The organism is Fictibacillus halophilus (assembly GCF_016401385.1).
Taxonomy (GTDB): Bacteria; Bacillota; Bacilli; order Bacillales; family Fictibacillaceae; genus Fictibacillus; species Fictibacillus halophilus.
In genome coordinates, this window is the sequence record NZ_JAEACF010000001.1 from 935,552 (window position 1) to 962,381 (window position 26,830).

General features: G+C 39.1%; 28 protein-coding genes. 19 read left to right on the forward strand and 9 right to left on the reverse strand.

Annotation, left to right across the window (positions count from 1 at the left end):
* Position 1 precedes the first annotated feature (1 nt).
* The 3 genes from I5J82_RS04975 to I5J82_RS04985 all read left to right on the forward strand — a co-directional run bounded on the left by I5J82_RS04975 (position 2) and on the right by I5J82_RS04985 (position 3,152).
* Complete coding sequence (locus I5J82_RS04975) at positions 2 to 1,333, forward strand: dihydrolipoamide acetyltransferase family protein (RefSeq protein WP_198766924.1); 1,332 nt, start codon at positions 2 to 4, stop codon at positions 1,331 to 1,333.
* 4 nt (positions 1,334 to 1,337) lie between these two features.
* Positions 1,338 to 2,750, forward strand: a complete 1,413-nt coding sequence (lpdA, locus tag I5J82_RS04980; protein WP_137789788.1) for a dihydrolipoyl dehydrogenase — start codon at positions 1,338 to 1,340, stop codon at positions 2,748 to 2,750.
* 171 nt (positions 2,751 to 2,921) lie between these two features.
* On the forward strand, positions 2,922 to 3,152 hold the full coding sequence (locus I5J82_RS04985) for a hypothetical protein (RefSeq protein WP_198766925.1): 231 nt from the start codon (positions 2,922 to 2,924) through the stop codon (positions 3,150 to 3,152).
* A 48-nt stretch (positions 3,153 to 3,200) separates the two neighbouring features.
* Here the strand turns inward: I5J82_RS04985 and I5J82_RS04990 are convergent, their stop codons facing one another.
* Positions 3,201 to 3,635, reverse strand: coding sequence for a DUF1885 family protein (locus I5J82_RS04990; RefSeq protein ID WP_198766926.1), 435 nt, complete (start codon positions 3,633 to 3,635; stop codon positions 3,201 to 3,203).
* A gap of 211 nt (positions 3,636 to 3,846) precedes the next feature.
* Here I5J82_RS04990 and I5J82_RS04995 point away from each other — a divergent pair, with 211 nt between their 5' ends.
* Together I5J82_RS04995 and I5J82_RS05000 are read left to right on the forward strand one after the other, a co-directional pair.
* Complete coding sequence (locus I5J82_RS04995) at positions 3,847 to 4,146, forward strand: DUF3055 domain-containing protein (protein ID WP_197127608.1); 300 nt, start codon at positions 3,847 to 3,849, stop codon at positions 4,144 to 4,146.
* A gap of 112 nt (positions 4,147 to 4,258) precedes the next feature.
* Positions 4,259 to 4,381 carry a GapA-binding peptide SR1P gene (locus I5J82_RS05000; RefSeq protein ID WP_198766927.1) on the forward strand — a complete coding sequence of 41 codons (123 nt, stop codon included), beginning with the start codon at positions 4,259 to 4,261 and terminating at the stop codon, positions 4,379 to 4,381.
* Between the two features lie 41 nt (positions 4,382 to 4,422).
* Here I5J82_RS05000 and I5J82_RS05005 read toward each other — a convergent pair whose 3' ends face one another.
* Positions 4,423 to 5,898, reverse strand: a complete 1,476-nt coding sequence (locus I5J82_RS05005) for an aminotransferase class I/II-fold pyridoxal phosphate-dependent enzyme (RefSeq protein ID WP_198766928.1) — start codon at positions 5,896 to 5,898, stop codon at positions 4,423 to 4,425.
* Between the two features lie 124 nt (positions 5,899 to 6,022).
* Between I5J82_RS05005 and I5J82_RS05010 the strand changes: the two genes are divergently transcribed.
* A complete protein-coding gene (locus I5J82_RS05010) occupies positions 6,023 to 6,982 on the forward strand; it encodes an NAD(P)H-dependent flavin oxidoreductase (RefSeq protein ID WP_198766929.1) in 960 nt (319 codons plus the stop codon).
* Positions 6,983 to 7,084: 102 nt separating this feature from the next.
* Here I5J82_RS05010 and I5J82_RS05015 read toward each other — a convergent pair whose 3' ends face one another.
* The gene (locus tag I5J82_RS05015) at positions 7,085 to 7,714 is read right to left on the reverse strand and encodes a YktB family protein (RefSeq protein ID WP_198766930.1); all 630 of its coding nucleotides are present in this window, start codon (positions 7,712 to 7,714) and stop codon (positions 7,085 to 7,087) included.
* 167 nt (positions 7,715 to 7,881) lie between these two features.
* Here I5J82_RS05015 and I5J82_RS05020 point away from each other — a divergent pair, with 167 nt between their 5' ends.
* Complete coding sequence (locus I5J82_RS05020; protein WP_066393326.1) at positions 7,882 to 8,070, forward strand: hypothetical protein; 189 nt, start codon at positions 7,882 to 7,884, stop codon at positions 8,068 to 8,070.
* 110 nt (positions 8,071 to 8,180) lie between these two features.
* A complete protein-coding gene (locus tag I5J82_RS05025) occupies positions 8,181 to 8,975 on the forward strand; it encodes an inositol monophosphatase family protein (protein WP_198766931.1) in 795 nt (264 codons plus the stop codon).
* Between the two features lie 28 nt (positions 8,976 to 9,003).
* Here the strand turns inward: I5J82_RS05025 and I5J82_RS05030 are convergent, their stop codons facing one another.
* Positions 9,004 to 9,174, reverse strand: a complete 171-nt coding sequence (locus I5J82_RS05030) for a DUF5325 family protein (RefSeq protein WP_186320538.1) — start codon at positions 9,172 to 9,174, stop codon at positions 9,004 to 9,006.
* 152 nt (positions 9,175 to 9,326) lie between these two features.
* Here I5J82_RS05030 and typA point away from each other — a divergent pair, with 152 nt between their 5' ends.
* From typA to I5J82_RS05045, 3 genes are all read left to right on the forward strand, one after another.
* Entirely contained in the window at positions 9,327 to 11,162 is a 1,836-nt protein-coding gene (typA, locus tag I5J82_RS05035) for a translational GTPase TypA (protein ID WP_197194509.1), read from the forward strand.
* Positions 11,163 to 11,246: 84 nt separating this feature from the next.
* The gene (locus tag I5J82_RS05040) at positions 11,247 to 11,525 is read left to right on the forward strand and encodes a YlaH-like family protein (protein WP_231607497.1); all 279 of its coding nucleotides are present in this window, start codon (positions 11,247 to 11,249) and stop codon (positions 11,523 to 11,525) included.
* A 13-nt stretch (positions 11,526 to 11,538) separates the two neighbouring features.
* Complete coding sequence (locus I5J82_RS05045) at positions 11,539 to 11,817, forward strand: hypothetical protein (protein ID WP_144701006.1); 279 nt, start codon at positions 11,539 to 11,541, stop codon at positions 11,815 to 11,817.
* Here I5J82_RS05045 and I5J82_RS05050 read toward each other — a convergent pair whose 3' ends face one another.
* From I5J82_RS05050 to I5J82_RS05060, 3 genes are all read right to left on the reverse strand, one after another.
* Positions 11,818 to 12,264, reverse strand: coding sequence for a hypothetical protein (locus tag I5J82_RS05050; protein WP_198766932.1), 447 nt, complete (start codon positions 12,262 to 12,264; stop codon positions 11,818 to 11,820).
* The gene (locus tag I5J82_RS05055; RefSeq protein ID WP_144701002.1) at positions 12,254 to 12,454 is read right to left on the reverse strand and encodes a YlaI family protein; all 201 of its coding nucleotides are present in this window, start codon (positions 12,452 to 12,454) and stop codon (positions 12,254 to 12,256) included. The genes I5J82_RS05050 and I5J82_RS05055 overlap by 11 nt, the downstream gene beginning before the upstream one ends.
* 177 nt (positions 12,455 to 12,631) lie before the next feature.
* Positions 12,632 to 13,261, reverse strand: a complete 630-nt coding sequence (locus I5J82_RS05060) for a YhcN/YlaJ family sporulation lipoprotein (protein ID WP_269819562.1) — start codon at positions 13,259 to 13,261, stop codon at positions 12,632 to 12,634.
* A 140-nt stretch (positions 13,262 to 13,401) separates the two neighbouring features.
* On the opposite strand from I5J82_RS05060, the gene I5J82_RS05065 reads away from it, so the two are divergent.
* On the forward strand, positions 13,402 to 14,736 hold the full coding sequence (locus I5J82_RS05065; RefSeq protein WP_198766933.1) for a PhoH family protein: 1,335 nt from the start codon (positions 13,402 to 13,404) through the stop codon (positions 14,734 to 14,736).
* A 62-nt stretch (positions 14,737 to 14,798) separates the two neighbouring features.
* Here the strand turns inward: I5J82_RS05065 and I5J82_RS05070 are convergent, their stop codons facing one another.
* Positions 14,799 to 15,302 carry a peptidyl-prolyl cis-trans isomerase gene (locus I5J82_RS05070; protein ID WP_198766934.1) on the reverse strand — a complete coding sequence of 168 codons (504 nt, stop codon included), beginning with the start codon at positions 15,300 to 15,302 and terminating at the stop codon, positions 14,799 to 14,801.
* A 144-nt stretch (positions 15,303 to 15,446) separates the two neighbouring features.
* Between I5J82_RS05070 and I5J82_RS05075 the strand changes: the two genes are divergently transcribed.
* The 3 genes from I5J82_RS05075 to pyc all read left to right on the forward strand — a co-directional run bounded on the left by I5J82_RS05075 (position 15,447) and on the right by pyc (position 20,628).
* The gene (locus I5J82_RS05075; protein WP_370630111.1) at positions 15,447 to 15,716 is read left to right on the forward strand and encodes an Fpa/YlaN family protein; all 270 of its coding nucleotides are present in this window, start codon (positions 15,447 to 15,449) and stop codon (positions 15,714 to 15,716) included.
* Positions 15,717 to 15,995: 279 nt separating this feature from the next.
* Positions 15,996 to 17,162: a putative lipid II flippase FtsW gene (gene ftsW / locus I5J82_RS05080; protein ID WP_144700994.1), complete on the forward strand. Its 1,167-nt coding sequence runs from the start codon at positions 15,996 to 15,998 to the stop codon at positions 17,160 to 17,162.
* A gap of 22 nt (positions 17,163 to 17,184) precedes the next feature.
* Positions 17,185 to 20,628 carry a pyruvate carboxylase gene (gene pyc / locus I5J82_RS05085; protein ID WP_198766935.1) on the forward strand — a complete coding sequence of 1,148 codons (3,444 nt, stop codon included), beginning with the start codon at positions 17,185 to 17,187 and terminating at the stop codon, positions 20,626 to 20,628.
* Between the two features lie 266 nt (positions 20,629 to 20,894).
* Here the strand turns inward: pyc and I5J82_RS05090 are convergent, their stop codons facing one another.
* Complete coding sequence (locus tag I5J82_RS05090; RefSeq protein WP_332873630.1) at positions 20,895 to 21,791, reverse strand: COX15/CtaA family protein; 897 nt, start codon at positions 21,789 to 21,791, stop codon at positions 20,895 to 20,897.
* A gap of 328 nt (positions 21,792 to 22,119) precedes the next feature.
* Here I5J82_RS05090 and cyoE point away from each other — a divergent pair, with 328 nt between their 5' ends.
* The 4 genes from cyoE to I5J82_RS05110 all read left to right on the forward strand — a co-directional run bounded on the left by cyoE (position 22,120) and on the right by I5J82_RS05110 (position 26,829).
* A complete protein-coding gene (gene cyoE / locus I5J82_RS05095) occupies positions 22,120 to 23,055 on the forward strand; it encodes a heme o synthase (RefSeq protein ID WP_233096414.1) in 936 nt (311 codons plus the stop codon).
* 258 nt (positions 23,056 to 23,313) lie between these two features.
* Positions 23,314 to 24,333 (forward strand): cytochrome c oxidase subunit II, encoded by a 1,020-nt coding sequence (gene coxB / locus I5J82_RS05100; RefSeq protein ID WP_198766937.1) that lies wholly within the window; start codon positions 23,314 to 23,316, stop codon positions 24,331 to 24,333.
* Positions 24,334 to 24,364: 31 nt separating this feature from the next.
* Positions 24,365 to 26,209 (forward strand): cytochrome c oxidase subunit I, encoded by a 1,845-nt coding sequence (ctaD, locus tag I5J82_RS05105; protein WP_332873631.1) that lies wholly within the window; start codon positions 24,365 to 24,367, stop codon positions 26,207 to 26,209.
* Positions 26,209 to 26,829: a cytochrome c oxidase subunit 3 gene (locus I5J82_RS05110; RefSeq protein WP_198766938.1), complete on the forward strand. Its 621-nt coding sequence runs from the start codon at positions 26,209 to 26,211 to the stop codon at positions 26,827 to 26,829. Before ctaD ends, I5J82_RS05110 begins: the two co-directional genes overlap by 1 nt.
* Position 26,830 lies beyond the last annotated feature (1 nt).

A 26,830-nucleotide genomic window follows, 5' to 3' on the forward strand; every position in this document is an offset into this window, starting at 1 on the left:
CGTGGCATTTGAATTTAAGCTTCCCGATATTGGAGAAGGAATTCACGAAGGTGAAATTGTAAAGTGGTTTGTAAAAGCAGGGGACGAAGTTAAAGAAGACGATATCCTGCTTGAAGTACAAAACGATAAAGCTGTAGTTGAAATTCCATCACCTGTAGACGGTAAAATTCTTGAATTAAAAGTAGATGAAGGAACAGTATCTGTTGTTGGTGATGTTCTAGTAACAATCGAAGCAGAAGGTGAAATTCCTGCTGATGCACATGGCAGCAGTGAAGAAGCTCCAGAACAGCCTAAAGCTGAAGAAGAAAAGAATGTGACTGCTGAACAAGCTAAAGAAGCTGACAAATCAGAAGCTAAAACAGATAAAACTGAAGATACAGCAAAAGAAGAACCAGCAGACGAATCTAAGCGAGTTATTGCAATGCCTTCTGTTCGTAAATATGCTCGTGAAAAAGAAGTTGATATTCGTAAAGTACAAGGTTCTGGCGATAACGGACGTGTACTAAAAGAAGATATCGACAAATTCGTAAGTGGCGGCGGAGCAGCTGAAGCAGCACCACAAGCGACTGATGCTGAAGCAGCTCCAAAAGCTGAAGCGAAGAAAGAAGCGCCTAAAGCTATTCCAGCAGGAGAAATGGAAACTCGTGAAAAGATCAAAGGAATTAGAAAAGCGATCTCAAAAGCGATGGTTAACTCCAAACATACAGCTCCGCATGTTACACTAATGGATGAAGTGGACGTTACTGATCTTGTTGCACACCGTAAGAAATTTAAGCAAGTTGCTGCAGACAAAGGCATCAAGCTTACTTATCTTCCATACGTGGTGAAAGCATTAACATCTGCACTACGTGAATACCCTGTGCTTAATGCATCAATTGACGATGCAAACGAAGAAATCGTGTACAAGCACTATTACAACATCGGTATTGCGGCAGATACAGATAACGGTCTAATGGTACCAGTTGTAAAAGAAGCGGATCGTAAATCTATCTTCAAAATCTCTTCTGAAATCAATGAGTTAGCTACTAAAGCACGTGATGGTAAGCTTTCTGGTGAAGAGATGAAGGGCGGATCTTGTACGATTACGAATATCGGTTCTGCAGGCGGTCAATGGTTCACACCAGTAATCAACCACCCAGAAGTTGCGATCTTAGGTATCGGCCGTATTGCTGAAAAAGCAGTTGTTAAAGACGGAGAAGTAGTTGTAGCTCCTGTTTTAGCTCTATCTCTTAGCTTTGACCACCGTCTGATCGATGGTGCAACAGCTCAAAATGCATTGAATCACATTAAGCGTTTATTGAACGATCCACAACTATTAGTAATGGAGGCGTAATTCGATGGTAGTAGGAGATTTTCCAATTGAGTTAGACACACTTGTCATAGGTTCAGGTCCTGGGGGATATGTTGCAGCAATTCGTGCAGCACAATTAGGACAAAAAGTGGCTATTGCGGAAAAGGCAGAAATGGGCGGCGTTTGTTTGAACGTTGGTTGTATTCCATCAAAAGCTTTAATTAATGCAGGTCACCGTGTAGAACATGCTAATCACTCTGAAGATATGGGGATTACTGTTGATAACGTAACAGTGGATTTCAGCAAAGTTCAAGACTGGAAAGCAGGCATCGTTAAGAAGCTTACTGGCGGAGTAGAAGGACTTTTAAAAGGAAATAAAGTTGAAATCATTCGTGGTGAAGCTTATTTCGTAAATGAAAACACTGTTCGTATCATGGATGAGAAGAACTCTCAAACATACACGTTCAAAAATGCGATCATCGCTACTGGTTCACGTCCTATTGAAATCCCAGGTTTCAAATGGAGTGACCGTATTATCTCTTCTACAGGAGCTCTTGCTCTTAAAGAAATTCCTAAGAAGATGGTAGTTATCGGTGGCGGTTATATCGGTATGGAGCTTGGAACAGCTTATGCGAACTTCGGTACTGAAGTAACAATCCTTGAAGGAAGCAAACAAATCCTTCCTGGTTTTGAAAAGCAAATGAGCCAAGTCGTTTCAAAACGCTTAAAGAAAAAAGGCAACGTAGAAGTATTTACTGAAGCAATGGCTAAAGGCGTTGAAGAAACAAAAGACGGAGTTACTGTAACAGCTGAAATCAAAGGTGAGTCTAAGACATTTGAAGCTGACTATGTTCTTGTTACTGTAGGCCGTCGCCCTAATACAGAAGAACTTGGTCTTGAGCAAGTTGGTGTTGAAATGACTGAACGCGGTCTGATCAAAATCAACAAAAAAGCTCAAACAAACGTTAGCGGTATCTATGCAATCGGTGATGTAGTTGAAGGTCCAGCGCTTGCTCACAAAGCTTCTTACGAAGGTAAAGTAGCAGCGGAAGTAATCTCAGGACATGCTGCAGAAATCGATTACATGGCTATCCCGGCTGTAGTGTTCACAGATCCTGAACTTGCTACAGTTGGTTACGACGAGAAATCTGCTAAAGAAGCAGGATTTGATGTTAAAGCATCTAAATTCCCATTCGCAGCTAATGGTCGTGCTCTATCTATGAACGAGACAGATGGTTTCATGAAACTGATCACTCGTAAAGAAGATGGACTTGTACTAGGAGCTCAAATTGCTGGTGGAAATGCATCTGATATGATCGCAGAACTAGGATTGGCAATCGAAGCGGGTATGACTGCTGAAGACATCGCTATGACTATTCACGCTCATCCGACTTTCGGAGAAATTTCTATGGAAGCAGCTGAAGTTGCAATCGGACTTCCTGTACACATTGTAAAATAAATAAACAAATGAATCCCCCTTGTGACTGTTTACAGCTCACAAGGGGGATTTTTTCTGTTCAATCATATATAAGTAAATGCATCATAATCTTTATTTAAAAGCACTTGTCTGAAAACTTTACTCAACTGTTCTTTATCATAAAGATTATAAAAGATTTAAATGGAGGATGTAATGAGAGTTTTCTTGTGTACGTTAATTCAAATGATTATGTGGTGCGGTTATTCAATCGTATTATTTCTCTCACATCACGACCATAGTTTTTACGAGACGATATTATTGTTTATGTTTGGTTATTTTAATTTTTTAGTTGCTCAACGTCTGCATCTAAATAAATCTATTGCACTGAACATGACGCTATCGTTGACCATCATTTATATTACGGGTAAAGCGCTTATAGGCTGACTTAACATAAAATAACGAAAAGGCAGCGAACATAGAGAGTTTTTCTGATTATTTCTTCGGATAATAATACATCACTCTTCCATTAAAAAGATGAAGCTCACCTTTTAGTTTTGAAGCGATAAACTTGCAGAACTCATTGGCCTTGCCTTTATCACCGTGAGTTGAAATATCGGTTAGGGTAAATTGTATGTATTGTTTTTGTTTTTCTTGGTCTGCATCAGCTTCACTTTCCGTTCCAATACCAACTAAAATATATTTATTTTTTCTTTGATCTAATCCTTTTAAATAAAACCATTTTCCTTCAGCCTCTTCCTTTTCTTCAATCGTGTAAGGAAATGCTGCATCAGCATAGCCCCATGATAATTGTTCACCTGTTTTAGTCGTGATGGAACGATAATACAGCAGCAGGTCCTTTAGTTCATCTATTGAAATCACTTGTTTTTCAGATGCTGGAACAAGCTTAACATAGGCACTTTGAGGCATGAGATCCACTCCAATTTGTAATTTTTATCGTCATCTACACATATAAATAGTATATCATATTTTAAGAAGATTTTGACAAATTGAGTTTGAAACTTCTTAAAAAAGGGAATTACTCTTACATTCAATGACACTTCTATTAGTATAGCTTATTTAATTTCAGTAATCAGACGACCCGATCGATGAACGAGGTAATCATACGAGGAGGGGTAACATGGAATGGTTTGAAAAATTGTATGACGAGAGTGAATCCGTTAATGTCAGGTTTGTAGGTTTTACTACAGATACAGTCAGGTATGATTTTGGCATTGTTTATACGAATATGTTTTTTGGCAAGCCATTAGTAGTATGTATGCAAACAGGAAGATCAGCTTTATTAGATTCAAATGATATGCGTAATTTAGAATATATCAAGCAAGTCTTTCATATTAAAACGCTTAAAGAAGCTGAGGATCTTGCACTTTTCTTTGAAGAAGCTGTGCCAAATATTCATACTATTGAGCAGTATGATTAATCAGCATATTTTTTTAATGTGTTATACTAAATGTGTTGACAAATTAAATGTGACATAATATTATAAAGATATAATCGTAAGCGCTTTCAAAATGTGAAGGGAGATGGAACGAATGGGAGTAATCATTTGCCAAACGTGTGAAACAACAATTGAACATTTTGAAGAGGAAAAAGTGACCACTTTGTATTCAAACAAATGCCCACATTGCCATGAGCAAACGAATTTAGATAAGTAACAAAAAAGAAGACCTCTCATGGTCTTCTTTTTTGTGGATAATTATCGAATAGCCACTTGTTCTTGGATAACTTTCAGGTACTTCAAATCTGCATTTTCTGGACCTTGAACGGGTAGACCAGCTTCAAGGTTTTCTTTAATATATTCCAAGTTTTCCTTAGTGATAATTTCACCAGGAATAAATATTGGAATTCCTGGAGGGTAGACCATTACGAACTCTGCGATGATTCTGCCAGCAGATTCTTCAAACGGTACACTCTCTGTATTTGCATAAAAAGCATCACGTGGTGATAGGGCGAGAACAGGAATATCTGGAACATGTACAGGTATTGATTTGACCTCTTCATTCTTTGAATGACTTAACTCATCAGAAAGTTGAGATAACGCTTGAACAAGAGCCATTGTATCTTTTTCATGATCGGCTGTTGTGATCAAACATAGTATGTTGTACAAATCAGACAACTCTACCTCAATATTGAAGTTTTGACGAAGCCATGTTTCAGCTTCATAGCCTGTGATGCCAAGGTCTTTTACTGAGATTAAAAGCTTGGATGGGTCGTAATCAAATGTTGCTGATGTGCCAAGCTTTTCTTCCCCTACACAATATAAATTTGGAATATCATTAATCTTTGCTCGTGTTTCATTAGCAAGTCGGATTGTTTTTTCAATCAGTGTATACCCTTCAGTAGCAAGACGGCGACGAGCAGCATCCAACGATGCAAGAAGGATATAGGATGTAGATGTCGTAGTCATCATACTAAGAATGGTTTGCACGCGTTCTGGTGATACAAGTCCTTCTCTTACATTAAGAATAGAACTTCCTGTCAGTGACCCACCGAGCTTATGAACACTCGTTGCTGCCATGTCTGCTCCAGCTTGCATCGCAGATAACGGCATGTGATCATGAAAGTGGATTAAAACACCATGTGCCTCATCTACAAGTACAGGTACGTCGAATCGATGAGCAATATCAACGATTCCTTTTAAGTCAGCTGCAAAACCAAAATAAGTCGGGTTAATCACTAGGACCGCTTTTGTGTCAGGATGTTGATTTAAGGCTTTTTCTACACTATCTGGTGTAATGCCATGTGAGATTCCAAGTTCAGGATCGATCTCAGGATGGATAAAAATCGGAGTTGCTCCTGAAAAGACGATTGCTGTCATGATTGACTTATGCACGTTTCGCGGCACAAGAATCTTATCTCCAGGTGACACAACAGACATGATCATCGTCATGATTGCACCGCTAGTTCCTTGTACAGAAAAGAAAGTGTGATCAGCACCAAAAGCTTGTGCAGCAAGTGCTTGTGCTTTTTTTATCATTCCTTTTGGATGATGCAAGTCATCTAATGGTGTAATGTTAATAAGGTCAATTGATAATGCGTTTGGTCCAATAAAATCTTTAAATTCTTCATCCATTCCTTGCCCTTTTTTGTGACCCGGAATGTGAAACTGCAAGGGATTCTTGTTTGCATGTTCACGCAAACCAGTAAATAAAGGAGTTTCGTGTTGAGACAATGTATTCTACACCTCATCTATCGTTAACTTATATTGATTTTTACCTTTTTATAAAACAAAAGAAGTATAACAGAAAATGCATGAAGATGTAAGTAAATGATTTAATTTTCAAGGAGGAAATGAATTGAACACTAGACTAACACAACTATTACATATAAAGTTTCCAATTATTCAAGGAGGGCTCGCATATCTAGCATATTCTGAACTTGCTTCAGCTGTTTCTAATGCGGGTGGGTTAGGCCAGATTACAGCCATGTCATTACCAGATTCAAACGCGTTAAAGTCTGAAATTCAAAAGACAAAAAAATTAACATCTAAACCTTTTGGAGTTAACTTTGCGATTGGACAACATGGAAGACCATATGAAGAGATGCTTGAGGCTGCAATAGAAGAAGAGGTCGAAGTAATCAGTATAACAGGAGGAAATCCTGCACCTGTCTTAAATCGCTTAAGAGATACAGATATTAAAACATTAGTACTTGTGTCAAGCGTCAGACAAGCCATGAAAGCAGAGCAATTAGGCGCGGATGCTGTAATGGCAGTTGGTCAAGAAGGTGGGGGCCATATCGGTAAAGATGATACGGGAACTTTTGTCTTAGTTCCACAAGTGGTTGAGAATGTTTCCATTCCAGTAATTGCCTCAGGAGGAATAGGGGATGGGAGGGGACTGATGGCAGCGCTGGCTCTAGGGGCAGAAGGGGTTGAGATGGGTACAAGATTTATCGCTACAGAAGAATGTGTTCATGCACATCCCTTATATAAACAACTTGTAGTTGAAAGTTCAGAATTAGATACAGTGGTTATTAAAAGAACTTTAGGTGCACCTGGCAGAACGCTACGAACAGATTTTACACTCAAAATTTTAGAAGAAGAGAATAAGGGTGGAACATTTCATCACTTAAAAGATTACATTAGTGGAGAAGCGAACCAAAAATTTATTTATGAAGGAAAAAGTGAAGAAGGATTTGGGTGGGCTGGACAAATTATTGGAAGGATTAACGATGTGCCTTCAATAGAAGAATTGTTCAATAGGATAAATGATGAAGCCGAAGCCATTAAACAAAAATTAAACAACCTTTTCTAACACTTTTCTAACAATGATGATACTTACCCATACATTTTTGTTGTACGGCAATATACTAGTGGTAAGAAGCAGCGAATCTTCTGCTTCCTGCCACTTTTTTATTTACAGCTTTTTCTTTAACTCGTACAAAGGTAACAACGTTTTGAACGTCTCATCAATTCGGTCGTACCAATCATTCACACTCATGTTTGCAGCTTCATCTTTTTCAATACGAACGCCACAAAGTAATTCTGCTTTTTTTACAGTGCTAAGACGGGTTGCCATTTCTTCTAGACGTTCCTTTTTAACCTCACGATGTGGGTAACTAACAGGCTTCATATGATCATCAGACCATACGAAATCGTTAGGTATATTCTTCTTAATCTTATTTAAGTTCTTACGGATTAGTTGTCCGTATGCATCCTTTATTGGTGCTTCGTAAATGAGCGCGAACCACACGAATACATGTGTTTCCCAAAGTCCTATTTGAAAATGTGGCAACATCTTATATCCTCTTTTGTTAGGTGCAAAGGCTACCCAAGTATCCTTTGGAGGATTTACCGTTCTTCTTGCATGCTTAGCTACATGAAAGAACATCTCTTCTCCAGTAAGAACAGTTAGTTCTTCTGCATATTTATTTCCTAAGGCCTCAAGCTTTGGCCGAATCTGGTTGATGATTTGCTGCATACGCTCATCAAGACCTTGCGTTTGAAAAACCTTAAAGTCTGAATCATTGAATCCGTTAAATGTCATTAAAAAAATCCTCCTGATCATCAAGTGCTACAAAGAATTTTAACATATGAAAAGCTTTATAAAAAAATGTTTGCATTAGATTCCGCAAAGTGCCGTTTCCATATACATGGCTACTTCATAAAATAAAGAAAAGAAGAAAACGAGAAAAGAAAGGATGTGCCGGTGAAATGAAACAAGTAATGAACACATTGAAAAGAACGGATGCAGAAAGAAGAATTCCAGTATTAAAGCTCGAGATCGATTATGAACTAGCTACTTTGTTTGATGCTTTAAAAGCGAAAGATCAAAAACAGATTAACGAATCGAAGCGTAAGCTCGAACGATTAAGGCTGGAGCTCGTGAGATTAGAAGCATGATCCAAGCTGATAGCGGATAACAAAAACGAATCCATCATGAACGGATGGTTCGTTTTTTTGTGAAGAGAATGAATTTGACTTATACTATAAGAAAGGTAAGGAGTGAAAACATGACGAACGAAGAAATGATTGTTATTGAGAAACATTTAAAGACATGGACACTTGAAGCCGCACAGCTCTTAAAGGATTCTTTTCAGAGCACATTAACGATTACATATAAATCTCATATCGCTGATTTAGTTACGGATATGGATAAGAGTATTGAGAAATTTTTTATTAATAAGATTCAACAAGCTTTCCCCGATCATAAAGTACTCGGAGAAGAAGGTTTTGGAGATGAGATAAAAGGAAACTCCAAAGGGGTAATTTGGATTATCGACCCGATCGATGGCACGACAAACTTTATTCACCAACAAGCTAACTTTGCGATCTCAGTTGGAATTTATGAAAATGGTATTGGAAAATTGGGATTGATCTACGATGTGGAAGCAAATAACCTTTATTTTGCTAAAGATGGTGAAGGTGCTTATTTAAATGATAAGAAATTACCGAAATTAGAGGAAGTCACTTTATCAGAATCAGTTGTTGGTGTTAACGCAACTTGGGCTGGTCCGAACAGACGAATCAATCATGAGCACGTACAACAGATCATCAGAAAATCTAGAGGGACTCGCTCATACGGATCTGCAGCGATCGAACTTGCTTATGTTGCATCCGGTAGACTAGATGCATATATGACACTTCGACTATCACCGTGGGACTTTGCGGCGGGTTTGATCCTTTTGAATGAGGTTGGTGGAATTGTAAGCCGAACGGACGGTGAACCAGTTCAGCTTCTCGAACAAAATAGTATTCTGGCTGCAAAGCCTGGATTGCATCAAGAAATATTAGACCACTTAATATAATACAAGACGCAAAAAAGAGAACGTTCGATTAGGAACGTTCTCTTTGCTTCTTTTTAAGAGTAAAACCATATCCCATAAGTAAAAATACAGAAACGATCGATATAAGAAAGATCAGCCAGTTTTTTTCACCAATAGCTACTCCGATGCCGCAAATTGCAAATGCCGTCAATAGAGCTATAAAAAAGAAAATAATATTCATGATGACCTCCAAAGCCAAAAACTTGTCTATACTGTATTAAGTGTACCGAATTTACATAAAAAGAAAAAGCCTTTCTGTAAATTTGTGATATAATAGTCGAGTTGAACAAAAAATGATAAGAAAAAGAGATAGGATATAAGGAGAGAATACATTTGAATAGAAGAGATGATTTACGCAATATAGCAATTATTGCCCACGTTGACCATGGTAAAACGACATTGGTGGACAAATTGCTACATCAGTCAGGAACTTTCCGTGACAATGAACAAGTTAATGAACGTGCTATGGATTCTAATGCTCTAGAACGTGAGCGCGGAATTACAATTCTAGCTAAAAATACAGCGATTAACTATAACGAGAAACGCATTAACATCATGGACACGCCAGGACATGCCGATTTCGGTGGTGAAGTAGAACGTATCATGAAAATGGTTGATGGTGTTCTACTTGTTGTAGATGCATATGAAGGTTGTATGCCGCAAACGCGTTTCGTACTAAAAAAAGCGCTTGAGCAAAAGTTAACGCCAATCGTAGTTGTAAACAAAATTGACCGTGACTTTGCACGCCCTGAAGAAGTAGTAGATGAAGTAATCGATCTATTCATTGAACTAGGTGCTGAAGAAGATCAATTAGAATTCCCTGTTGTTTATGCATCTGCACTTAAAGGGACTGCTTCAATGGACCCAAGCAAGCAAGATGAAGATATGACAGCTCTTCTTGATACGATTATTGACACGATTCCTGCACCAGAAGATAACAGTGCTGAGCCACTTCAGTTCCAAGTTACGATGCTTGATTATAACGACTACCTTGGACGTATCGGTATTGGCCGTGTATTCCGTGGAACGATCAAAGTAGGTCAAGCCGTTTCATTAATGAAACTTGATGGATCAGTTAAAAAGTTCCGTGTTACAAAGCTGTTTGGTTTCTTAGGATTAAAGCGTATCGAGATCAACGAAGCAAAAGCGGGAGACTTGATCGCCGTTTCTGGAATGGAAGAGATCAACGTTGGGGAAACAGTATGTCCTGAAGGTCAAGAAGAAGCGCTTCCTGTTCTTCGTATCGATGAGCCAACTTTGAAGATGACTTTCTTAGTTAACAACTCACCTTTCGCTGGTCGTGAAGGTAAATATGTAACGAGCCGTAAAATTGAAGAGCGCTTGATGTCAGAGCTTGAAACAGACGTAAGTCTTCGTGTTGAAAACACGGATTCTCCGGATGTTTGGACAGTTTCTGGTCGTGGAGAGCTTCACCTTTCAATCTTGATTGAAAATCTTCGCCGTGAAGGATTCGAACTTCAAGTATCAAAACCTGAAGTAATCGTTCGTGAAATCGATGGCGTAAAATGTGAGCCAGTTGAACATGTACAAATTGACATTCCTGAAGAGTACACAGGTGCGATCATGGAATCTTTAGGAGACCGTAAAGGTGAAATGAAGAACATGGTGAACAATGGTTCTGGGCAAGTGCGTCTTGAATTCATGGTACCTGCTCGTGGTTTGATCGGTTACACAACTGAGTTCTTAACACAAACACGCGGTTACGGAATCTTAAACCATACGTTCGACAGCTATCAGCCAATGGTTGCTGGAAATGTTGGTGGACGTCGTCAAGGTGTACTCGTTTCAATGGAAAACGGGAAAGCTTCTCAATACGGAATCATGGGTGTTGAAGACCGTGGTACGATCTTTATTGAGCCAGGAACAGAAGTATACATGGGTATGATCGTTGGGGAACATACTCGTGAGAATGACATTACAGTTAACATCGTAAAAGTAAAGCAGATGACTAACATGCGTTCTGCGAACAAAGACCAAACAGTAAGCATGAAGAAGCCTCGTATCATGTCACTAGAAGAAGCATTAGAATACTTGAACGATGACGAGTATTGCGAAGTAACACCTGAAAGCATCCGTCTCCGTAAGAAAGTACTTGATAAGAACGAGCGTGAAAGAGTAGAAAAGAAAAAGAAACTTGCTCAAGGCTAAACGTATTTCTTAACAAAACGATCGGGAGTGGGAATCGTGGAGGAACAAGAAATCATGAAAGCGACAGGGGAAGATTCGTCCTCCATGGCATTGCTGCTAGGGATTGAGAACGACCCTGTCAGAGCTTTTCTGCTGTTATATCTCATCATAACAGTGTTAAGCATCATTGTTTTTAAGTTGGGATTTGCAAAAAAACTACCGCCGTTAAAAGCGGTAGTGATCTATTTGTTTTTGATTATCGGATGTTTGCCACTAGCATTTTTCGGTATCGGTTTGCCGGTCGCTGAAGGGTTAATGGTGGCTGCACTCATTTTGATCATCTATAAAGTCCGGCTTCATCAGAGCAAGAAAGAAAAAAGCTGATAGGGGGTTCGTTATGCAGCTTGTTGACGCTCTATCTAATTGGTTGAGCATTAAAAAAGTACATGAAGAAAGACCCCATGATCTAGCAGCTAAGGAGACTTTTGAATTTTTCACTGAGATCCTTACAGAAGATCATCATGTGAACATTTCTGCAGTAACGACTTCAGGTCCGTTTTACATCGTAATGTATGATGTGAACGGCAAAGAAAACACTGAAAAGTTTTTTATCGACAGCATCGATGCTTTATACGAAGGAATTCAAAGTGAACCAAGATTTAACGAGGAGTACTGATTAATCAGTACTCCTTTTTTTGTTCAATCGTTTAACGAAAAAAGCAATGATGATCGCAAAGAGTATATGGCCGATCAGCCAAATGAGAAAAGGTAACGTTAGTGGGGCTGAAAATGGTTTTTCAACAGCTAAGTAGTAAAGAGGGAAGAACGTGAAAGACATGATTCCGTTGATGATCAAAGAGATCTGATAAGGATGACTATAAACTTTGCAAATAACATCTACAAAAGCGATAAGGAAGATCGCAATGATGATATGAAGGACAAACTGAAAAGGCTCATTATAGAGAACGGAATCGGGAAGAGGCAGGAAATCAATATTTAATAGAAATGTGTAAAGTTTGATTTCAAAAAGCACTTCTAGAATGTAAAAAAAACAAGCCAGCAGTATGCCGGCAATGGTACCAAATAAAATCCATGAAAAAATCCTTATGTTATTACCAATCATTGTTTGTATCCGGACTTCGATATAATGTGAAATTACCTGTAGCTTCACGCTCCGCGGTTTTTCGCGTTATGCGTTCTCTGCAAGATTCGCACATGAACGTGTGTATGGGACGGTTTCTTAATTTTTTTGCAAGTGAGCATTCATTTTCAATTACTTCGATCGTATCGCATAATACGCATTTTACACGCATTGTATTTCACCTCTTTCAAACAGTATACCAAAAAAAAATGGAAAATTAAATGAACTGTACTTCGGATAGAAGGTTTGTTTCATGGATGGATTTTTATTGAAATGCATTAAGACGAGACCTTACAAACAAAAAAGACTCATGACTATATACATCATGAGTCTTAAACCATTGTATAGATCAGCTTTCATTTAATCGTTGAGGCTGATTTTTATCTGATTTTTCTTGTTTTTGTTGTTGGTTCTTTAGTTCTTGTTGTTCTCTTTTAGATAATTGACTGTTGTTCGTTTCTGTTGGTGATGGCTTTTTCGTCTGAATGCTGTGAGGGACTTGTGGCATCAGTCGTCCAACTATTCCTGCGAGTTCTTTCATAATACCGCCGATCGGATGACCTTGACGGATTTGTATACCCATTTGACGAAGTCTTTCTACCGTATCAGGATCAGCTGTAACGAGAGCATTCTTACCATTCGGATCGTTTTTCAAAGATTCAGCTACAGAATATTTAATAGAACCAACCTTAGAATTATCAAGCTTATGATCTACATCTATCCCAACTACGGCATAAGGTCCTAACACAACAGCTGTTGCATCTTCTACACCCGGTATACCGGTAGCTAATCCTACAAGGTGTTTCGATATTTCTTGAGAACCTTTTGGCTGGTGAGGCTTTTTGCTGTTTGCAGTTTGGTTGACTTTAGTAAGCCTCGGGGTATTCTCGTCATTTTGAGCATTATCATTATTATTGTTCATGCAGCCAAACAGTACGAATATAGCACTAAGGACGGCTACGATACGAAATATTTTCAATGACATTCATCCTTCCAGTTCATTTTCGTTATTTTTTGTACATTCTTCTAACTTTATTCCTTTGTACATACATTTTTAATAGGCAGTCCTTAAGACGCTACATGAACAATTGAAAAGAACACATTAAGTCAGGAGGCTGAATGTTGAATAAACGATACGTCCTAGATACGAACGTACTGTTGCAGGATCCATATTCCATACAATCTTTTGGAGATAGTGAAGTGATTATTCCTGCAGTCGTGTTAGAAGAAGTGGATTCAAAAAAACGTTACATGGACGAAATTGGAAGAAATGCACGTGAGGTTTCTCGTTTAATCGATAGGGTCAGACAAAATGGACAGCTTCATAAAGGGGTTCCGCTAGAAAATGGAGGTACACTTCGAGTCGAACTCAATCATAAATCTTTTAAAAGACTTCAGGAAACTTTTGTTGAACAGACAAACGATAACCGGATACTGGCTGTAACCCTAAACCTTAAACAAGAAGAAGAAGAGAAGAAAAGTGGCATCAAAGTTATACTAGTCTCAAAAGATGTGCTCGTACGAGTAAAAGCAGACGCACTTGGAATTGAAGCAGAAGACTTTCTGAGCGATAGAGTGATCGACAAGAATGACCAAACGTATACCGGTTACAAAGAAATTTATGTACAAGGTGATCTGTTGAATAAGTTTTATGAAAAAAATGAACTTCAATTGATCGAGTTAACAGGACACTCGTTTCATCCTCATCAATTTGTAATTTTAAAAGACGTGTTCAGGTCTTCGGTTTCTGCTCTTGGAAAAGTGGATGAAAACGGTAAGACGTTAAAGCCGCTTCGGTACGATTCAGAACAGATCTGGGGAATCCGAGCAAGAAATGTTCAGCAGAAGATGGCGTTTGAGTTACTTTTACGTAAAGATTTACCGCTCGTGACTCTGATCGGTAAAGCTGGAACCGGAAAAACGCTGATCACGCTCGCTGCAGCACTTCTTCAAACAGAGGATTTAAAAGATTATATTAAGCTATTTATTGCTCGACCGATTGTTCCGGTTGGAAAAGATATCGGCTATCTGCCAGGGGAAAAAGAAGAAAAATTAAAACCGTGGATGCAGCCTGTCTATGACAACTTAGAATATTTATTTAATACAAAAAAATCAGGTGAACTTGAAAAAATTCTAGCGGGCATCGGTTCTATTCATGTTGAAGCACTGACTTATATTCGTGGAAGAAGTTTGCCAGACCAATTCATTATCATCGATGAAGCCCAAAATTTAACGAAGCATGAAGTGAAGACCATCTTAACACGGGTAGGAGAAGGCAGTAAGATCGTTCTCTTAGGAGATCCTCAACAGATCGACCATCCGTATTTAGATGAGTTTACGAATGGATTAACGTATGTAGTTGAGAAATTTAAGGATCAAGCGTTGAGTGGGCATGTTCGCTTAGAAAAAGGAGAACGTTCATCACTTGCTCAGATTGCTGCTGATTTATTATAAATAGTGCGAGATAAATTTATAAATAAAAAAGACAGCCCATGTATGAGCTGTCTACATTTCATTTAAAGAATAGTTACTGCTGAAATGTGTTTGATCGGATTTTCTTTGTTACGACCATCACCAAAATAAAAATGAACAGGACCATCTTCTTTAAGCGGTTTTCCATTATTGGAAAAAGCAAAGTAGCCGTTTTGTGCTTCCTCAAATGTGATTTCAACGCTTCCGTCCCCTGACTCTATCCTAACTTTTTCTGCGTCAGGGTGCGGTTGTGCATTATAGATAAAATAAGATAGAGAAATTGCGAATGAACTTGTTAAAAGGGTTTCTTTTAAAGTCGTTTTTGAACTTTGTTTCTTTTGTTCTGAAGGGGGGACTGCGCCTTCTTGCAGTTCTCTGTCCCAATGTGCAGACACTTCTTTTAAGTACTTTTCTTGCTCGTTTTCCTTCGATTTATCTAAATCGAACAATGTGTGTAAATCCTCTTTTCTATCATCAAAAATCCAAACTCCTGGATCTAATGTAAGGGGATAGTTTACTTTTCCGTTTAATGCTACGATGAATTCCATATAAACCTCCTTGAATTTTGAAAACGCTATGAAAAGCATAGCACGATTATAAGAATACTGTAATATGTTGATTTTTTTTATGCAAACCTTTATATTTAAAGGTAGAAATCGTGTCGAACGGAGGGATGATCATTGTCAGCTGAGATGGCAACTGGACATCGGGAAAGGGCATTTGAACTATTAAAAGCAGATGCAGACAAAATCCTGAAACTAATTGAAGTTCAAATGGAAAACTTAACAATGCCACAATGTCCCCTCTATGAGGAAGTATTGGATACGCAAATGTTTGGTTTGTCCCGTGAAATAGATTTTGCAGTCCGTTTAAACCTGGTCGAAGAAGAAACAGGTAAGAAATTATTAGAATCACTTGAAAAGCAGTTAACTGCTTTGCACGATGCCTCAATGAAAAAATGAACGACACCCAGTCCGAGAATGTAAATTGGACTGGATTTTTTTATATACATACATTTCCTTGCATTTTCTTGTGAGTAGTTGCTCTCTTTTACAAGTGCCGGCTTTTCGGGAAGTCTTTTTCATTTATGAGAGGATGTTCATCAAAAAGGCGACACATCCTTCGAAAGAGTATAAGAAGCTGAAGCTGTAGTGTTGTTTCATAAATAAAAAAGGTTTATGTGTTACAATATCTAATAATTATAAAGATGCAGTTTCAAGATTTCGTAAGAGAGGAGAAAGGTGAACAACGTGAAAAAAGCAGTAAGACCCTATGACTATTCTTTGATAGTAGCCGTACTATTATTGTGCAGTGCTGGTTTAGTCATGATCTACAGCGCGAGTATAGGGGTAACGATCAATAAATACGATTATAGCAGCAGCTTTTTCTTTACAAGACAACTAGTCTTTCTACTAGTTGGGATAGGACTCATGTATTTTACAATGAGATTTAATGTTCAAATCTATAAAAAGCTAATGATGCCTATTGTCGTATTTTCTATTCTTATATTGATATTTGTATTATTGTTCGGGCGAGAAGTAAACAACGCAAAAAGCTGGTTATACATAGGTCCGATCGGTATTCAACCTGCTGAATTTATCAAGCTAACACTGGCTATCTACTTAGCAGCCATCTATTCAAAGAAACAAGGTAAGATGCAAGATTTCAAAAAAGGAGTCATCCCTCCATTAACGATCTTCGCCATTATGTTTCTATTGATTCTTAGACAGCCTGACTTAGGGACAGGCATAATCGTTTCAGGGGTTGCTGGAGTTATTCTATTCTGCTCAGGAATAAAATTCAAACATATATTTTCAATGGCAGCATTAGCGGGTATCGTAGGATTAGGTATATTCCTTCGTTTGACACCTGAACAACTTTCCCGTTTCGATGCAGCATTTGCACCTTTCAAAGATCCTGCGGGTGACGGATATCAGCTCGTGAATGGTTATATTTCAATCGCTGCTGGTGGAATGACAGGATCAGGTCTAGGTGAGAGTATTCAGAAATATGGGTTTCTTCCTGAACCACACACTGATTTTATCATTGCCATCATTGCTGAAGAACTTGGTTTTATTGGAGTATTCTCCATTATCGCTTTATTAGGATATATCGTACTAAAAGGATTCTATATTGGCATGCAAAGTAATGATACATATTCAAGCCTATTAGCTTTTGGTATCGCTGGTATGATAGGTATTCAAACAGTGGTCAACCTAGGTGCGGCAGTAGGGTTACTACCGATTACTGGTGTTCCTTTGCCATTTATTTCGTACGGGGGCTCATCCCTTCTTTTGTTTCTAACATCGATGGGGATTCTCATAAATATTTCTGCAAAAGTAAATCTGAACAAAAAAGTGCCTGATCGAAAGCCCGAAGTAAACAGAAAGATAAAAGCTATCATGTAACGGTAAAAGGAGAGGAACTTGTATGAGTAGAAAAATCAGCAAAGTCTTAGTAGCAAACCGAGGAGAAATTGCAATTCGGATTTTCAGAGCCTGTACCGAACTAGATATACGAACAGTAGCTATATATTCAAAAGAAGATACGGGATCTTATCATCGTTATAAAGCGGATGAAGCCTATCTTGTAGGCGAAGGAAAGAAACCGATCGATGCTTATCTTGATATTGAAGGCATTATTGAGATCGCAAAGACGAATGGTGTTGACGCGGTTCATCCAGGATACGGCTTTTTGTCGGAGAACAAGGAATTTGCAGAACGCTGTAATGAAGAAGGAATCATTTTCATTGGTCCAAACCAAAAACACCTAGATGTTTTCGGAGATAAAGTGAAAGCTAGACAAACAGCTATTGATGCTAACATTCCAGTAATTCCAGGTAGTGATGGACCTGTTAACAGTCTTTCAGAAGTGAGAGACTTTGCTCTGAGTAATGGTTTTCCAATTATCATCAAGGCTTCTATGGGTGGAGGCGGACGCGGAATGCGTATCGTCAGAAGTGAGAACTCCCTTGCGGAAAGTTACGACCGTGCCAAATCGGAGGCTAAAGCTGCTTTTGGTAAAGATGAAGTATACGTCGAAAAATTTGTAGAGAACCCAAAACATATCGAAGTACAGATCCTCGGTGATCATGAAGGTAACTTAGTGCATTTATATGAGCGTGACTGTTCTGTTCAAAGAAGACATCAGAAGGTAGTTGAAGTTGCACCAAGTGTCTCGCTATCTGATGAGCTTCGTCACGATATTTGTGAATCTGCCGTATCTTTGATGAAGCATGTGGATTATATCAATGCAGGAACAGTTGAGTACCTCGTAACGCCAGACGGCAAATTTTATTTCATAGAAGTGAATCCTAGGGTTCAAGTAGAGCACACGATTACAGAGATGGTTACGGGTATCGATATTGTACAATCTCAAATTTTAATAGCAGAAGGATACCCACTACACGGAAAAGAGATTGGTATTCCGAAGCAAGAAGATATTTATTGTCACGGATATGCGATCCAATCACGCGTAACAACGGAAGATCCTTCTAATCAGTTTATGCCTGACACTGGTAAAATTATGGCTTATCGTTCGGGTGGAGGTTTTGGGGTTCGATTGGATGCCGGAAATGGCTTCCAAGGTGCGATTATCACGCCTTTCTATGATTCTTTGCTCGTTAAAGTGTCTACGTGGGCTTTATCGTATGAACAAGCAGCTTCTAAAATGTTAAGAAACTTAAAAGAGTTTCGTATTCGTGGTATCAAAACAAACATTGCTTTCCTTGAGAATGTTGTAACTCACCAAAAGTTTTTGTCAGGTGACTATGATACTTCGTTCATTGATACGAGCAGTGAACTCTTCGTTTTCCCAAAGCGTAAAGATAGAGGAACGAAGATGCTCTCATATATCGGTGCAACAACAATTAATGGTTTTCCAGGTCTAGCTAAACAGGATAAGCCTAATTTTGCTAAACCGCGGATTCCTAAAATTAAACATTCTGAGTCAATCCCTAATGGAACAAAACAATTGTTAGACGCTGAAGGACCAGAAGCAGTGTCTCGTTGGATTAAGGATCAAAAGAGGCTCCTTCTTACGGATACAACGTTCCGAGATGGTCACCAATCGTTGCTAGCGACTCGCGTTCGTACGAATGACCTTCTCCATATTGCTGAACCGACCGCTAGACTATGGCCAGAAATGTTCTCACTCGAGATGTGGGGAGGAGCAACGTTTGATGTTTCTTATCGTTTCTTAAATGAAGATCCATGGGATCGCTTAATTAAGCTGAGAGAAAAAGCTCCTAATGTGTTGTTCCAAATGTTACTTAGAGCTTCTAATGCGGTAGGATACAAAAACTATCCAGATAACGTCGTTGAGGAGTTCGTTAAAAAGTCAGCTATGGCAGGAATCGATGTATTCCGAATTTTTGATAGCTTAAACTGGGTAGAAGGTATGAAAGTGGCAATCCGAGCTGTTCGTGAGACTGGGAAGATTGCCGAAGCAGCCATTTGCTATACAGGAGATATTTTAGATCCGAACCGAACAAAGTATGATTTGAAATATTATGTGAATCTAGCAAAAGAGCTTGAAGCAGAAGGAGCACATATTCTAGCTATTAAAGATATGGCGGGACTTTTAAAACCTCAAGCTGCTTATGACCTCGTATCAGCGCTGAAGCAATCGATTGATATCCCGATCCACCTGCATACACATGACACAAGTGGAAACGGAATCTATACTTATGCGAAAGCTGCTGAAGCAGGTGTTGATATCGTAGACGTTGCTGTAAGTTCAATGGCAGGTCAAACATCTCAGCCGAGTGCAAATTCACTTTATTACGCGTTAGCTGGTAACGAAAGACAGCCTGAAATGAACATTGATCATGTTAAAGACCTATCCTCATATTGGGAAGATATCAGAAAATATTATTCAGGTTTTGAAAGCAACTCGGCTGCACCAGATCCGGAAGTATATGAGCATGAGATGCCAGGTGGGCAGTTTAGTAATCTACAGCAGCAAGCAAAGGCGGTTGGTCTTGGTGACCGCTGGGATGAAGTCAAACAAATGTATCGTAGAGTGAATGATATGTTTGGCGATGTTGTTAAAGTTACTCCATCATCAAAAGTTGTAGGTGACATGGCGCTGTATATGGTTCAGAACAACTTAACAGAAGATGATGTTTACGATAGAGGAGATTCCTTGGATTTCCCTGACTCTGTTGTAGAATTCTTTCAAGGGTACCTAGGACAGCCGTACGAAGGTTTTCCTAGAGAACTGCAACGTATCATCTTAAAAGGAAGAGAACCTCTGTCAGTGAGGCCAGGAGAGCTTTTAGAGGCTGCTGATTTTAATGACATGAAGGAAACGTTATTCCACAAGATAAATCGCCAAGTAACAAGTTTTGATGTTTTGGCGTATGCATTATATCCAAAGGTATTCTTGGATCGTGAAAAGATGTATTCACAATTCGGTGATATTTCCGTTCTTGATACTCCGACGTTCTTCTATGGAATGAAGCTTGGAGAAGAAATTGAAGTCGAGATCGAACAAGGTAAGACTTTGATCGTGAAGCTCGTTTCAATCGGTGAAGCTCAGAATGATGGATCTAGAGTTCTTTACTTTGAACTTAACGGTCAATCTCGTGAAATCGTTGTAATCGACGAAAGTGCTAAAGTCACGGTATCTGCAAAGCAAAAGGTAGATCCTTCAAATCCTTCACAGATTGGTGCAAGTATGCCAGGAACTGTGATCAAGGTTCTAGTCGAAAAAGGGGAGAAGGTTAAAAAAGGCGATCATCTTATGATAACTGAAGCCATGAAGATGGAGACGACGGTTCAAGCTCCATTTGATGGAACCGTTAAAGAGATTTCCGTTCAAAACGGAGAAGGAATCGCTGCTGGTGATCTTTTAATAGAGTTGATTAAGTAATAATAAAAGGCTGTTTTCGTAAACTTTGTTGCTCTTGGAAGTGTTGATTTCCGTTACAGGCTGCTCGCTTTCCACGGGGCAGGCGGTGAGCCACATTCGTACGTTTCACTCTTAAGTGTCTCACCTGCCCGCCTGTCCCGTAGGAGTCTCGCACCTTCCACTCCAATCAATTGTCAAAGGTGACAAGGAGTTAAAAGCAACATTCATTTAGAAAAGAGCAAATAAAAAAACCAAGGTGCAAAACGTGCACCTTGGTTTTTTTTGATTTACTTTCGATATACGATTAAAGCTAAGTAGCTCAGCGTTCCAAACAAGAAAGAGATGATCAATCCATGCCCAAGGGCTACGAATAAGTTTAAGTTTGAATATACGATCAATGCTCCAGATACACCTTGGAGAATGACAAAAAGTAGAGCGAATTGAAATCCTTTTGTGACTACTTTTTGATCGCTATAGTACTTTCTAGCGTGGTACCAAGCATATACGATCCAAATAAAAAGAACGATAGCAGCAATACGATGCAATAAATGAATACTTGCTTGAGATCCTATTGTTGCGAATATGGTTCCGTTGCACAATGGAAACTCCGGACCACAACCCATACTTGAGCCGGTATGTCTTACGAGTGCACCCGTGTATACAACAGCATACAAATACGCGAATAACCAGTAGATGTTCTTTTTAAATGCGGGTGAGACTTTTGCAATAAAAGGACGATCAGGATCTTCAAAGGAAAGAATCGCTATCAAGAGAACACTTGCGAACGAAACGAGTGAAAAGCCGAAATGAGAAGCAAGAACGGCTGAAGATTGGCTCCAAATTACGGCAGCGGCTCCTAAAAGACCTTGAAGGATAATAAAGAATACAGCTGATCCAGCCAAAATCTTTATTTCTCTTCTATGTGGTTCTCGTCTCCAAGCCCAAATCGCCAGTATGATAACGAGAAGACCAAGCCATGCTGACACAAAACGGTGACTCACTTCAATAATCGTTTCGAGTTTAGGTGCTGTAGGCAAGATTTCTCCATAACAGAGCGGCCACGAGTTACCGCATCCATCACCGGAGCCTGTTTTTGTTACAACAGCTCCCATCAGCAATACGAGCAACATACCTAGTGAAGTAATAATAGAATAAATCTGATAAAATCTTTTCAATTCATTCACCTGCTTTTTTTGTCCTATAACCGTTCACAAATTTGTAATATTTTCAACAAGTATTCCAGGCACTTCCATCGTACAAATAAGATAAGATAGTGTCTATATTAGTCGAAGTATACAAAGCACTTGATTTGTTTTATAATGTTAGAGGACATTTTCTTTATATATCACTATCCTATCATATAGGTAAAACGTTCTACTTTACATATTGTGAACAGATGAAGACATTTTTTTACCGTTGATTTTAGAGTCAAGCCCATATAGAATGAATGAGGGCTTAAATAACAGCAAAAGCAAGATTTGGAACATTTTACTCTAAAAGGAGGTGTATCTGTTGAGCAAAACTCCAACTGCATATGAAGTCGCTAACAAAGTAATGGAACCCGGACCTCTATCTGAAGCGAACCCTACAGGCACCTGGAAGGATTTTTTAACCATCGCGAAGCTCGGAATCGTTATGAGTAACTTGATTACGACATTTGCTGGATTCTTTCTAGCTTTAAAATATAACAATCTTTTATTTTCTGACAAGATTGGTGATCTAGTTCTTTGTATTTTAGGTGCAGCATTAGTTATCGCAGGTGGCTGCTGCTTAAATAACTATATTGATAGAGATATAGACCAGCTGATGGAACGTACGATTGAACGGCCGACAGTTACAGGCAGGATCAGTGCGAATCAAGTTCTTTGGGTAGGTATTATTCTTTCCGCAATCGGAACAGTTATGCTTGCAATGACAACCTTAACGGCAGCAGTAATGGGATTGATTGGACTTTTCGTATATGTCGTTGTTTACACGATGTGGCTTAAACGAACTCATTCTATTAACACGGTAATCGGAGGCATATCTGGGGCGGTACCGCCATTAATCGGCTGGGCAGCTGTAGATGCAAACCTTCATTGGGTTGCTTGGATCTTATTCTTGATCATGTTTTTATGGCAGCCACCACACTTTTTGGCGCTTGCGATGAAACGATGTGAAGATTATCGAAAAGCAGGAATTCCGATGCTTCCTGTTGTATCCGGTTTCGCATTAACGAAACGTCAGATGATCTGGTACGTATCCGCATTACTTCCTGTGTCTCTTTACCTGTTTGAATTTGGTATCGTCTACTTGATCTTGGCTGCTGTGTTAGGAACAGGATGGCTTATTCTAGCATTATCAGGGTTAAAGACAAAGGATGACATGAAGTGGGCTCGTATGATGTTCGTATATTCGTTGAATTATATGACCATTATGTTTGTTGCTATGATCTTAGTGAACATATAGATTTTATACTGGAACAGCGCGATTGTGCTGTTCCTATAATCGCCTTTACATAAAAGGGCTTTCATAAAAAAGTATAGATGAAGGCTTATCGTTTATAGTCACTCTTAAGAGTGAAGTTCCTAGTTGTTTAGAGAAAAGGGTTTTATTGTGTTAGATTTACTTTTGCTATTTCCATTCAAATAACACATTTATTTGAATTGAATAGATAGAACATTCAGTCAAAACAGACTACAACGAGAAAGTGGGGTATATGTAGTGATGAAAAAATGGCTACAAAAAGGGCGTTTTCTTTCCTTATTTGCCATGTTGGCTCTTCTTTTGATGGGGTGCGGAGATCCGACTCTATCAACTTTAATTCCGCAAGGTGAAGTTGCTGACAAACAGTTCCAGCTGATGCTGATCTCTATTAGTATTATGATTCTGGTCCTGGTGGTAGTTTTCGTTCTTTATGCATTCGTATTATTGAAGTTTAGAAAGAGAAAAGGTGACAATTCTACACCTAAGCAAGTGGAAGGTAACCATATGCTTGAATTATTATGGACAGTTATTCCAATTTTATTGCTTATCATTTTAGCTGTACCAACTGTAATGAGAACGTTTGAATTCTCTGCAGATGCAAAACCAGCTTCAAAGAACGAGTTAAGCATTAAGGTTACTGGACACCAATATTGGTGGGAGTTTGAGTATCCGAAAGAAGAATTGATCACTTCTCAGGAATTGGTTCTTCCAGCAGATACGAAAGTACATGTTGAATTATCATCTGCTGATGTTATTCACTCTTTCTGGATTCCTTCACTAGCTGGTAAGACAGACACGAACCCTGGTGATAAAAACAAGAACTACATGTGGTTTGATACGGGAAGTAAGACAGACGTAGTGTACAAAGGGAAATGTGCTGAACTTTGTGGTGCATCCCATGCTTTAATGGACTTTAAAGTAAGAGTTGTTTCTAAAGAAGACTACAAGAACTGGGTTGCGGGCTATAAAGCGGCTGACGACAAATCTTCTGCTAATGCTGATGGACAACAAGTCTTTGAAAAGAACTGTTTATCTTGTCACGCTGTTGGACAAAACGGCGGGAACACAGGACCTAGCTTAACTGGTTTTGGGGATAAAGACCGTGTAGCAGGTATCTTAGAGCATGATAAAGAAAATCTGAAAAAGTGGATCAAGGACCCTCAAGAAGTTAAACCAGGCAACAACATGCCTAAAGTGAATCTTTCTGATGAGGAAATTGATGCCGTTTCAGATTACTTGTTAGGTCTTAAATTGAAATAGTCTTAAGCATTGCAAAAAAGGAGGTTACACCGTGGCAACTCACGAAAGTCACAAAAAGAGAAGTGGGTTAATGGATTGGCTCACTACCGTTGACCATAAAAAGATCGGTATTCTGTATCTTTTAGCTGGTGGCTTCTTCTTCTTAATCGGAGGACTTGAAGCAGTTTTAATGCGTATTCAACTTATGGAACCAGACAGCAAGATTTTTACTGGTGAACTTTATAATCAATTGTTAACGATGCATGGAACAACGATGATCTTCTTGGCAGCCATGCCGATCATTTTTGGTTTCATGAACGCGATCGTTCCTTTACAGTTAGGAGCGCGTGACGTAGCGTTCCCTTATGTAAATGCAGTCGGGTTCTGGTTATTCTTCTTCGGGGGAGTGCTTTTGAACTTAAGTTGGTTCTTAGGCGGTGCTCCTGAAGCTGGATGGACAGCTTATGCACCTCTATCAACGGTAGCAGAAGATACTGGTGTTGATTTCTATGTACTTGGTCTTCAGATTGCCGGAGCAGGTACTCTTGCAGGTGGTATTAACTTCCTTGTAACGATTATCAACATGCGTGCACCTGGTATGACATTCATGCGTATGCCATTGTTCACATGGGCTTCATTTGTTACATCAGGACTTATTCTTTTCGCATTCCCTGCACTTACAGTAGGATTCTTCTTACTAATGTTCGAACGTGTATTTGATGCTAATTTCTTTAATCCAGATATGGGTGGTAACATTTTAATCTGGGAACATATTTTCTGGATCTTTGGTCACCCGGAAGTATATATCTTAATTCTTCCAGCATTCGGTATTATCTCTGAAGTTATTTCTACATTCTCTAATAAGCGTTTGTTCGGTTATAGCGCAATGGTTTTTGCAACCGTACTTATCGGATTCTTAGGATTCATGGTTTGGGTTCACCACATGTTTACTGTTGGTTTAGGACCTGTAGCAAACTCAATCTTCGCTGTAGCAACGATGGCGATCGCGATTCCGACAGGTGTTAAGATCTTCAACTGGATCTTCACGATGTGGGGCGGACAAATTCGTTTCTCGACAGCTATGCTTTTCGCAGTTGGATTCGTACCAACTTTCGTAATGGGTGGAGTAACTGGAGTTATGCTTTCTGTACCTGCTGCTGACTACCAATACCATGACAGTTATTTTGTAGTAGCTCACTTCCACTATGTAATCGTTGGTGGTTTGATTTTAGGATTATTCTCAGGGTTATACTATTGGTACCCTAGAATGTTTAACCGCGTATTGAATGAAACGCTTGGAAAGTGGAACTTCTGGTTGTTCTTTATTGGTTTCCATTTAACGTTCTTCCCTCAACACTGGTTAGGACTAATGGGTATGCCTAGACGTGTTTATACATATATGTCTGGCCAAGATCTTGACGGAGCAAACTTTGTAAGTACGATTGGTGCGATCCTTATGGGTGCAGGAACCATTGTACTTTTAATCAACATCATCATTTCTGCATCATCTAAATATGCAACAACAAAAGATCCATGGGATGGCCGTACTTTAGAGTGGGCTATGCCAGTACCAACACCAGAATACAACTTTGCTCAAACACCACTCGTTCGTGGACTTGATGCACTTTATGTTGAGAAAACAGCTGGAAATGGCGAGATGACACCTGCAGAACCTGTAGGAGAAATTCATATGCCAAATGGATCGATTCTACCGTTTATTTTGTCTTTAGGTATGTTCATTTCTGGTTTCGGTTTTATCTATTCAAACTGGTACGTAGCTGGAGCAGGTCTAGGGCTTGTATTGATCACAATGTTCCTACGTTCTATTATTGATGATCACGGGTATCATATTCATAAAGAAGAAGTTGAAGCAGACATTAAAGGGGGTAGAGCTTAATGAATGCTGGAGAACGTTTAACAGATGCGAATTTCCCTGCTCATCCTGAAAAAGCTACCCTTGAAGGTAAGAATAAATTTTTAGGATTCTGGTTATTCCTTGGTGGAGAAACGGTTTTGTTTGCAACACTTTTCGGAACATATCTTGGTCTTCGAAATATGCATTTAGAAGGCCCTTCTGGGGCAGAACTATTTTCACTGCCATTAGTATTTCTAGCTACAATGCTGCTATTGACTAGCTCACTTACGAGTGTGTATGCAGTACTTTCATTAAAGCAGAACAAAGTACGTTCATTGCAAGGATGGTTCCTTGTAACATTGTTATTAGGTCTTGGATTCTTAGGCCTAGAGATTTATGAGTTCATACATTATGTTCACGAAGGACATACGTTTACCAGCTCTGCGTTTGGTTCAGCTTTCTATACATTAGTTGGTTTCCACGGAGCCCACGTATTGTTTGGTATTCTTTGGATCACAACTTTGTTAGCAAGAAACTGGAACAGAGGGATTACATTATCGAATGCTCCAAAGTATTATTTGTTTGCTCTATATTGGCACTTTGTCGATGTTGTATGGGTATTCATTTTTACCGTTGTTTATCTAATGGGAAAGGTAGGCTAAA

Excerpts from the sequence above, each read along its gene's own strand:
- lpdA (WP_137789788.1), top strand. The coding sequence starts at position 1,338 with ATGGTAGTAGGAGATTTTCCAATTGAGTTAGACACACTTGTCATAGGT.
- I5J82_RS04985 (WP_198766925.1), top strand. The coding sequence starts at position 2,922 with ATGAGAGTTTTCTTGTGTACGTTAATTCAAATGATTATGTGGTGCGGT.
- I5J82_RS04990 (WP_198766926.1), bottom strand. The coding sequence starts at position 3,635 with ATGCCTCAAAGTGCCTATGTTAAGCTTGTTCCAGCATCTGAAAAACAA.
- I5J82_RS04995 (WP_197127608.1), top strand. The coding sequence starts at position 3,847 with ATGGAATGGTTTGAAAAATTGTATGACGAGAGTGAATCCGTTAATGTC.
- I5J82_RS05000 (WP_198766927.1), top strand. The coding sequence starts at position 4,259 with ATGGGAGTAATCATTTGCCAAACGTGTGAAACAACAATTGAACATTTT.
- I5J82_RS05015 (WP_198766930.1), bottom strand. The coding sequence starts at position 7,714 with ATGACATTTAACGGATTCAATGATTCAGACTTTAAGGTTTTTCAAACG.
- I5J82_RS05020 (WP_066393326.1), top strand. The coding sequence starts at position 7,882 with ATGAAACAAGTAATGAACACATTGAAAAGAACGGATGCAGAAAGAAGA.
- I5J82_RS05025 (WP_198766931.1), top strand. The coding sequence starts at position 8,181 with ATGACGAACGAAGAAATGATTGTTATTGAGAAACATTTAAAGACATGG.
- I5J82_RS05030 (WP_186320538.1), bottom strand. The coding sequence starts at position 9,174 with ATGAATATTATTTTCTTTTTTATAGCTCTATTGACGGCATTTGCAATT.
- I5J82_RS05040 (WP_231607497.1), top strand. The coding sequence starts at position 11,247 with ATGGCATTGCTGCTAGGGATTGAGAACGACCCTGTCAGAGCTTTTCTG.
- I5J82_RS05045 (WP_144701006.1), top strand. The coding sequence starts at position 11,539 with ATGCAGCTTGTTGACGCTCTATCTAATTGGTTGAGCATTAAAAAAGTA.
- I5J82_RS05050 (WP_198766932.1), bottom strand. The coding sequence starts at position 12,264 with ATGATTGGTAATAACATAAGGATTTTTTCATGGATTTTATTTGGTACC.
- I5J82_RS05055 (WP_144701002.1), bottom strand. The coding sequence starts at position 12,454 with ATGCGTGTAAAATGCGTATTATGCGATACGATCGAAGTAATTGAAAAT.
- I5J82_RS05065 (WP_198766933.1), top strand. The coding sequence starts at position 13,402 with ATGTTGAATAAACGATACGTCCTAGATACGAACGTACTGTTGCAGGAT.
- I5J82_RS05070 (WP_198766934.1), bottom strand. The coding sequence starts at position 15,302 with ATGGAATTCATCGTAGCATTAAACGGAAAAGTAAACTATCCCCTTACA.
- I5J82_RS05075 (WP_370630111.1), top strand. The coding sequence starts at position 15,447 with ATGGCAACTGGACATCGGGAAAGGGCATTTGAACTATTAAAAGCAGAT.
- pyc (WP_198766935.1), top strand. The coding sequence starts at position 17,185 with ATGAGTAGAAAAATCAGCAAAGTCTTAGTAGCAAACCGAGGAGAAATT.
- coxB (WP_198766937.1), top strand. The coding sequence starts at position 23,314 with ATGAAAAAATGGCTACAAAAAGGGCGTTTTCTTTCCTTATTTGCCATG.
- I5J82_RS05110 (WP_198766938.1), top strand. The coding sequence starts at position 26,209 with ATGAATGCTGGAGAACGTTTAACAGATGCGAATTTCCCTGCTCATCCT.